The organism is Massilia horti, assembly GCF_004614195.1.
In the GTDB taxonomy this organism is placed as follows: Bacteria; Pseudomonadota; Gammaproteobacteria; order Burkholderiales; family Burkholderiaceae_D; genus Telluria; species Telluria horti.
In genome coordinates this window covers 34,907-41,071 of the sequence record NZ_SPUM01000018.1, presented here as the reverse complement: position 1 = coordinate 41,071, position 6,165 = coordinate 34,907, and the positions used below count along the sequence as shown (strand labels likewise).

The following is a 6,165-nucleotide window of genomic DNA, read 5'->3' as shown; positions in this document are numbered from 1 at the left end:
GGCCTACTCAGGTCAGGACGCTGCACGTCCGTACAGTGCTTTCTTTCACGTTACGGCGGCTTGGCTGCGTGTACCAGTTCAACCAGAGGCCGAGCCGCCACACATTCGATTGATTCACGCTTGGTTTGAACGCGTGGGCGTTCGTAAAGTTGGCCACTGGCCAACTTTACCCGCCCACCCTACGCGCGCTGGTGGTCCCGCATCCTGAGCGCTTCACCCATCATCACCAGCACCGGCCCGTGCGCCGGTTCGAGCCCGTGCGCCAGTTCGGCCAGCGTCAGGCGCTGCACGCGCTCATCGATCCGGCTGCAGTTTTCAACCACTACCACCGGCAGGTCCGGCGAGCGTCCCTGCGCCAGCAGCCGCTCGGCGGTGGCAATCGCTTCGCGCCCGCCCATGTACTGCACCAGCGTGTCGGTCTCCGGCATTTCCACCGTGTCCTGCGCGTGTTCCGGCGCGGTACTGGAGGTGAAGAAGGCCACCGAGCGCGCCACCCCGCGCTTGGTCAGCGGCTGCCTGGTGGCCGCCGCGGCGGCAACGGCGGTGGTGATCCCGGGGACCACCTCGACCTCGATGTCCGCTTGTTCCAGCGCGCGCAGTTCCTCGTCGGCGCGCCCGAACAGCATCGGGTCGCCGCCCTTCAGGCGCACCACCAGAGAGTAGCGATGCGCGCATTCGACCAGCTGTTGGTTGATGACCTCCTGCGCCGTGGAGCGCTGGCCGGAGCGTTTGCCCACCGCGATCTTCTCGGCCTGCGGGCACAGCTCCAGCATCTCGGGCGTGACCAGCGCGTCGTACAGGACGACGTCGGCCTGCGCCAGAAGGCGCGCGCCGCGTACGGTGATCAGGTCGGCCGCGCCGGGGCCGGCGCCGATCAGGTAGACCTTCCCGGTCGCCGCCATGTCAGTCCCGCAGGCGGATCATGCCCGCGGCGACGGTCTGGTGCGTGACTTCGTCGATCAGGATGAAGGCGCCGGTCGCGCGGATGTCGGCGTAGGCATCGGCCGCCAGCGGCTGCTGCACGGTCAGGTTGACGCGCGCGATGTCGTTCAGCCTCAGGCCTTCGGCCAACAGGCGCTGCTGGGTGTTCACGTCGAGCAGGGTGTCGACTTTGGTCACCTTGGCGGCGGTCTGGCGCGTGCCGTGCTTGATCCAGTACTTGCGGCGCAGGTCGAGCGGCTCGTCGGACATCCAGCATACGTCGGCCACCACCTGCTTGAGCAGGCTTGCCGGCTGCCGTTCGCTGGCGAGCAGGTCGCCGCGCGAGATGTCCAGGTACTCCTCAAGCAGCAGGGTCACCGACTGGCCGGCCACCGCGTACGGCAGGGAGCCGTCGAAGGTGACGATCTCCTTGACGGTGGCGGCCTGGTTCGACGGCTGCACCACCAGCTTGTCGCCAACCGAGACGCGGCCCGACTCGATGCGGCCCATGTAGCCGCGGAAGTCGTTGGCCTCGTGCCCGTTGTGACGCGCCACCAGCTGCACCGGGAAGCGGAACGGCGCGTCGTGCGCTTCGTCGTACACCGTCAGCGACTCGAGCAGCTCGATCAGGGTCGGGCCCTTGTACCAGTCCATCCGTTCCGACGCTTCGACCACGTTGTCGCCAGCCAGTGCGGACAGCGGTATCGCCGTCACGTCGGCAAGACCCAGCGAGTCCGCAAATTCGCGGTAAGCCTTGACGATGCGATCGAAGACCGTCTGGTCGTAGTTCACGAGGTCCATCTTGTTGACGGCGACGATCACGTGCTCGATCTGCAGCAGGTGCGCAATGGTCGAGTGACGCTTGGTCTGGATCAGCAGGTCGACTCCGCCGTCCTCGCGCAGCTTGACCTTCGACACGTCGATCAGGATGATCACCGCGTCGGCGGTCGACGCGCCGGTCACCATGTTGCGGGTGTACTGTTCGTGGCCCGGCGTGTCGGCGATGATGAACTTGCGCCTGGGGGTGGCGAAGTAGCGGTAGGCGACGTCGATCGTGATGCCTTGTTCGCGTTCGGCCTCCAGCCCGTCGGTCAGGAGCGACAGGTCGATGGTGTCGCCCACAGTGCGCTTGTGCTTGGCGCGCGAGACGGCGGCCAGCTGGTCGGCGAAGATGCCTTTGCTGTCGTATAGCAGGCGGCCGATCAGCGTGCTCTTGCCGTCGTCCACGGAGCCGGCGGTGATGAAGCGCAGTAGCCCGCGCTCGGTCAGTTTGTCGGTCATGGCGTTCATCAGAAGTATCCTTGCTTCTTGCGTTTTTCCATCGACGCTTCGGAGGTCTGGTCGTCCATCCGGGTCGCGCCGCGCTCGGTAACCTGGGTCACCGCGGTTTCGGCGATGATCGCGTCGACCGTACTCGCGGTCGAGGCGACAGGGCAGGTGCACGAGATGTCGCCCACGGTGCGAAAGCGCACCACGAGCTTGTCCACGGTCTCGCCTTCCCGCGGCGGAGTCAGGCTTGTTACCGGCACCAGCAGCCCGTTCCTCGCAATGACCTCGCGCTCGTGCGCATAGTAGATCGAGGGCAGGGCCAGCCGTTCGCGCGCGATGTACTGCCACACGTCCAGTTCGGTCCAGTTCGAAATCGGGAACACGCGCATGTTCTCGCCCGGATGAACGCGGGTGTTATACAGGTCCCACAGCTCGGGGCGCTGGGCCTTGGGGTCCCACTGGCCGAACTCGTCGCGGAACGAGAAGATGCGCTCCTTGGCGCGCGCCTTTTCCTCGTCGCGGCGCGCGCCGCCGATGCAGGCGTCGAAGCCGTGTTCGGCGATGGTCTCCAGCAGGGTCACGGCCTGGGCCGCGTTGCGCGAGTCGGTCTGCCGGTTGCGCAGGCGTACCGTGCCGCGCTCGATCGAGTCCTCGACGCTGCCGACGATCAGGCGCTCGCCCAACTCGGCCACGCGCGCGTCGCGGAAGGCGATCACTTCGGGGAAGTTGTGGCCGGTGTCGATGTGCACCAGCGGGAACGGGAATTGACCGGGGCGGAAGGCCTTCTCGGCCAGGCGCAGCAGCACCACCGAGTCCTTCCCGCCCGAGAACAGCAGGGCAGGGTTGGTGCATTCGGCCGCGACTTCGCGCATGATGTGGATCGCTTCCGATTCCAGGGCGTCGAGGTGGCGCGCATTCACGTCGGTGAGGGCGCGCGGGATGTCGGTGATGGTAGTCATGGTGGCTGTGCCTGAGTTCTTGTTGTGGCTTATGCAGCCACGGATTTGATGCGAACGAGTTTGCCGTCGACCAGGTGCAGGCCGCATTCCTTCGAGTCCGGGTTCTCCCACCACCAGCGGCCAGCGCGCACGTCTTCGCCCGGCTGGACCGCGCGGGTGCAGGGCTCGCAGCCGATCGACGGATAGCCGCGGTCGTGCAGCGCGTTGTACGGCACCGCGCCCTCGCGGATGTAGTCCCAGACGTCGGCCTCAAGCCAGTCGGCCAGCGGGTTGAACTTGACCATGCCATGCGCCGCGTCGTCCTCCTGGACTGCCAGTTCGGCGCGGGTGGTCGATTGCGCTCGGCGCTGGCCGGTGACCCAGGCCTTGTGGCCGGCCAGCGCCCGGCCGAGCGGCTCGACCTTGCGGATGCGGCAGCACTCGCGCCGCATCTCGACGCTGTCGTAGAACGCGTTCAGGCCGTTCCTGGTCACGTATTCGTCGACCAGTTCGGGCCGCGGCCGGTACAGGGCGATGTCGTAATCGTAGGTGGCCTTGATCTGCTTTAGCACCGCCAGCGTCTCCTGGTGCAGGCGGCCGGTCTCGAGGGTGAAGATGGCGATCGGCAGGCCGGCCTTGAGGATCATGTCGGTGACGACCATGTCCTCGGCGGCCAGGCTTGATGCGAACACGGCCGGCGAAAAGTCGCGCGCGATGCGCTCTAACGTCGCGCGGGTCTCGCCAATGCGTGCATTCAAATCGGTCATGCGGTCCACCTCAATCAAATGCCGGCGCCGGCGTCGCTGTGTTCGACGTGCGCCTGGCGCTGCACGCGGCGGAAAAGCGGCAGCGGCTGGTCGACGGCGGCCTGGTAGGGCTGGGAGAATGCGGTCAGGCCCTTGAGCGCATCGTGGATGCTGCGGTCCTGGCGCGTGGCGTAGGCATCGAAGCCCACGCGCGCCATCTGGAACAGCTGGTCGCGCAGCACGTCGCCGATCGCGCGCAGTTCGCCCCGATAGCCAAGGCGGCGGCGCAGGTTGAACGCGATCGAGTAGCCGCGGCCGTCGGTAAACTTCGGAAAGTCGACCGCGATCAGGGTGAACTTGTCGAGTTCACCTTTGAGCGCTTCCGCTCGCTCGTCCGACGCGATCCAGACCCCGAGCTCGGAGCGGCCAGCCAGCGCCGCGCGTTGCGCCTGCCACACGGAGAGGGGCACGATGATCTTGCCTTCCGGGACGACCACACTGTCGGGCATCTCGCCCTCTTCAAGGCGCAGCACGCTCCAGTCGTCGTCGACGACTTCACGGCCCTTGATGATCTGTTTGTGTGTTTCAAGCATATTCGTCTTCCCCAACCAGTTCGCCCGCCGCAATCGGCGTCGCATACACGTGATCCTTGAATGGCGCAATGCCAAGGCGCTGCACGGTGTCCACAAAGCGCTCATCCTCGGTCCGGTCACGCACGTAGACTTCGAGCAGGCGGCCGATCACTTCCGGCATCTGCACCGCCGAGAACGACGGGCCAATGATCTTGCCGATCGCCGCGTTGTCGCCCTGGGCGCCGCCGATCGACACCTGGTACCACTCGCTACCGTCCTTGTCCACGCCCAGCACGCCGATGTTGCCGACGTGATGGTGGCCGCAGGCGTTGATGCAGCCTGAAATGTTCAACTCGATGTCGCCGATGTCGTACTGGAAGTCCAGGTTGTCGAAGCGCTCGGCGATGGCGGCAGCGATCGGGATCGACTTGGCGTTGGCCAGCGAGCAGAAGTCGCCGCCCGGGCAGGAGATGATGTCGGTCAAAAAGCCGATGTTGGGCGTCGCCAGGCCCTTGGCCTTGATCTTGGTCCAGACCTCGAACAGCTCGGATTGCTTCACGTCCGCCAGCACCAGGTTTTGCTCGTGCGTCACGCGCAGTTCGCCAAAGCTGTGTTGGTCGGCCATGTCGGCCACGAAATCCATCTGCTCGGCGGTCGCATCGCCCGGCGGCACGCCGGTCTTCTTGAGCGAGAGCACCACCGACGCGTAACCCGGCACCTTGTGCGGCTTGACGTTGCGTTCCAACCATTTGGCGAACGCCTTGTTGTCGGCATGCGCGGCCAGCGGGTCAATGTTTTCCAGCTGCTCGTAAGCCGGCGGCGTGAAGTAGGCGGCAACGCGCGCCAGCTCCTCTTCGGTCAGGGTCTCGGGACCGTCCTTCAGGTCGGCCCATTCCTCTTCGACCTGGCGCGCGAATTCCTCGACGCCGAGCGACTTGAGCAGGATCTTGATGCGGGCCTTGTATTTGTTGTCGCGGCGGCCGTACTGGTTGTACACGCGCATCACCGCCTCGGTGTAGGTCAGCACGTGCTTCCAAGGCAGGAACTCGCGGATCACGCTGCCGATGATCGGCGTACGGCCCAGTCCGCCGCCAACGAGGAAGCGGAAGCCGATTTCGCCGGCCTCGTTCTTTACCATCGTCAGGCCGATGTCATGCACCTGGGTCGCGGCACGGTCTTCATGCGCGCCGTTGATCGCGATCTTGAACTTGCGCGGCAGGGCGATGAACTCGGGGTGGAAGCTGCTCCACTGGCGCAGGATCTCGCAGAACGGACGCGGATCGAGGTACTCGTCGGCGGCCACGCCGGCAAACTCGTCGGTCGTGATGTTGCGGATGCAGTTGCCCGAAGTCTGGATGGAGTGCATCTCTACCGAGGAAAGGTCGGTCAGGATGTCCGGCGTCTGCTCCAGCTCGATCCAGTTGAATTGGATGTTCTGGCGGGTGGTGAAGTGGCCGTAACCGCGGTCGTACTTGCGGGCGATGTGCGCGAGCATGCGCAGCTGGCGCGAGGCCAGCAGGCCGTACGGAACGGCAATGCGCAACATGTAGGCGTGCCGCTGCATGTACAGGCCGTTCTGCAGGCGCAGCGGGAGGAATTCGGCTTCGGTCAGCTCATCGGCGATCCGGCGCCGTACCTGGTCACGGTATTGCGCGATGCGTTCGCGCACAATGAGATGGTCGTATTGGTCGTAGCGGTACATAAGTGTGATCCTGTGCT

General features: G+C 65.5%; 6 protein-coding genes. All 6 read right to left on the bottom strand.

Features of this window, described 5'->3' with window-relative positions; all coding sequences use genetic code 11:
* Positions 1–179: 179 nt before the first annotated feature.
* The 6 genes from cobA to E4O92_RS02730 are packed head-to-tail and all read right to left on the bottom strand — an operon-like array spanning position 180 to position 6,148.
* The gene (cobA, locus tag E4O92_RS02755) at positions 180–902 is read right to left on the bottom strand and encodes a uroporphyrinogen-III C-methyltransferase (protein WP_135188222.1); all 723 of its coding nucleotides are present in this window, start codon (positions 900–902) and stop codon (positions 180–182) included.
* A gap of 1 nt (position 903) precedes the next feature.
* Positions 904–2,211, bottom strand: coding sequence for a sulfate adenylyltransferase subunit 1 (locus tag E4O92_RS02750; protein WP_135188221.1), 1,308 nt, complete (start codon positions 2,209–2,211; stop codon positions 904–906).
* Complete coding sequence (gene cysD, locus E4O92_RS02745; protein ID WP_135188220.1) at positions 2,211–3,149, bottom strand: sulfate adenylyltransferase subunit CysD; 939 nt, start codon at positions 3,147–3,149, stop codon at positions 2,211–2,213. The genes E4O92_RS02750 and cysD overlap by 1 nt, the downstream gene beginning before the upstream one ends.
* Before the next feature lie 29 nt (positions 3,150–3,178).
* Positions 3,179–3,895 carry a phosphoadenylyl-sulfate reductase gene (locus E4O92_RS02740; RefSeq protein WP_135188219.1) on the bottom strand — a complete coding sequence of 239 codons (717 nt, stop codon included), beginning with the start codon at positions 3,893–3,895 and terminating at the stop codon, positions 3,179–3,181.
* A 14-nt stretch (positions 3,896–3,909) separates the two neighbouring features.
* Complete coding sequence (locus E4O92_RS02735) at positions 3,910–4,467, bottom strand: DUF934 domain-containing protein (RefSeq protein WP_135188218.1); 558 nt, start codon at positions 4,465–4,467, stop codon at positions 3,910–3,912.
* Positions 4,460–6,148, bottom strand: coding sequence for a nitrite/sulfite reductase (locus E4O92_RS02730; RefSeq protein ID WP_135188217.1), 1,689 nt, complete (start codon positions 6,146–6,148; stop codon positions 4,460–4,462). Before E4O92_RS02730 ends, E4O92_RS02735 begins: the two co-directional genes overlap by 8 nt.
* Positions 6,149–6,165 lie beyond the last annotated feature (17 nt).